We start from the raw sequence: 1,931 nt of genomic DNA on the forward strand, positions 1-1,931 counted from the left end.
GCGTGCCCAGCCAAGCACTCTTTTTCTAGCCGGTGAAAGTCCGGTCGCGGGAGGGGCCAAGCCCCCGCGTAGCTAGGATGCCTGCGTATGGCGAAATCTGTGCGTAGAAGCGCATCGACGAAAGTACCGGTCGGAGACCGGGCGAGCAACTGACCAGGCCGCAACATCAAGTGAATCCTGCCGCGTCGTCAATGTGGTCTCGAAAGAGAACAAGAGGAAGCCGAGCCTGGTGCTTTTGGGCGAAGGCCAAGGAAGTTGCAGGGAACTTGGAGCGGCAACGAAGAATCCTCCGGCGTAAGGGGAACGGCAGGGTCGGAAAGAAAAGGAAGTGAACTGGGGAGACCCTCCCCCGCACGAAAAAAAAAAAAAAAAGTCGTTTGGCGATTTTTTTTTCGTAACCTGGCGCTCTATAAGTCCAGAAGATGAAGGGAAGCGCCTGCGGGAAGGGAGTCCGAGGCGCCCATAGTACCGAGGAAGCGACCGGACAACAGAACCGGCGCGAGGGAAGGGGCGCTGCTTTGTTCAAGTTTCGACAAGGAGGTACGAACCGTGAATGCCGAAAAACGGCTAACGACACCCAAAGAAAACGTTCAAGAACTCCGGACGAAACTCGCCCATGCGGCCAAGAGAAACCCAAAGCGCCGATTTCATGCGCTGCATGACAAGGTGTACCGAATGGATGTGCTGCAGGAAGCCTGGCGCAGCGTACGCGCCAATGGCGGAGCGCCGGGCGTAGACGGCGAAACGCTCAAGCAGATCGAAGAAGCCGGAGTGGACGAGTTCCTCTACAAGCTTCAGCAGGAGCTGCAAAGCGGAAGCTACCGGCCGAAACCGGTTCGCCGCCATTACATTCCGAAAGCGGACGGCAAGCCACGTCCGCTGGGCATCCCGGCCGTACGCGACCGGGTGGTGCAGATGGCGGCCAAGCAGGTACTGGAACCGATTTTCGAAGCGGATTTTCTGCCGGGTTCGTACGGATTCCGACCGGGCAAAAGTGCGAAGCAGGCGCTGGAAGTCGTCCGCAAAGCCTGCAACCGAAAAGGGAACTGGGTGGTGGACGCGGATATCCAGGGCTACTTCGACGCGATTCAACCGGAGAAGCTCATGAAGCTGCTCCAGATGCGAATCAGCGACCGGAAGATGCTAAAACTGCTGCGCAAATGGCTGGAAGCCGGCGTGATGGAAGACGGCAAAGTGCGCCGAAGCGATCTGGGCACGCCGCAGGGCGGCGTGATTTCGCCGCTGCTGGCGAACGTCTATCTTCATTATTTGGATGTGCTGTGGAGCCGTCACGGCCAGGACTACGGCGAACTGATCCGCTACGCGGACGACTTCGTGGTGGTGTGCAAAACGCGGAAAGCGGCGGTGCAGGCGCACCGACTGGTGAAGACGATTCTGGAACGTCTGGAACTGAAACTGCATCCGGAGAAAACGCGGCTTGTGGGATTGTGGACAGGCGAAGACGGATTCGACTTTCTGGGGATGCACCACCGGAAAACGAAAGCGGAAACGGCCAAAGGCCGGGTCTATGTCACGACGCAGCAGTGGCTGACGGGGAAAGCGGAGAAGCGAATCCGAAGCGTGGTCAAGGAAAGACTGGCCCCGCCGAGCATGCGGGCGGCAAGCGTGGAGGAGCATATTCGCTTTCTGAATCCGAAAATCCGAGGTTGGCGGACGTATTACCGAACCGCCTACAGCCAGCGCCGAATGGCAAAGCTGGATGTTTACATCCTGGAGCGATTCGCCAAGTGGTACGCCAAGAAAAAGCAGCGAAGAAACTGGAAAAGCGTGACGCAGGAGATCCGATGGATCTTGAACGTACACGCTTTGGAAACGCTAAGGTAACTCGAATGCCGATGGGTCAGGAACACCGGAAAGCCGTATGAGGGAAAACCTCACGTACGGTTTGATGAGGAGGGGCAGAAAAAAAA

Annotated in this window: 1 protein-coding gene; it reads left to right on the plus strand. The window is 57.6% G+C overall.

Annotated features, from left to right (window positions below; all coding sequences use genetic code 11):
- The first annotated feature begins 549 nt into the window (after nt 1-549).
- The gene (ltrA, locus tag QWJ34_RS26915; RefSeq protein WP_302732222.1) at nt 550-1,845 is read left to right on the plus strand and encodes a group II intron reverse transcriptase/maturase; all 1,296 of its coding nucleotides are present in this window, start codon (nt 550-552) and stop codon (nt 1,843-1,845) included.
- Nucleotides 1,846-1,931 lie beyond the last annotated feature (86 nt).

This window comes from Saccharibacillus sp. CPCC 101409 (assembly GCF_030518235.1).
Taxonomy (GTDB): domain Bacteria; phylum Bacillota; class Bacilli; order Paenibacillales; family Paenibacillaceae; genus Saccharibacillus.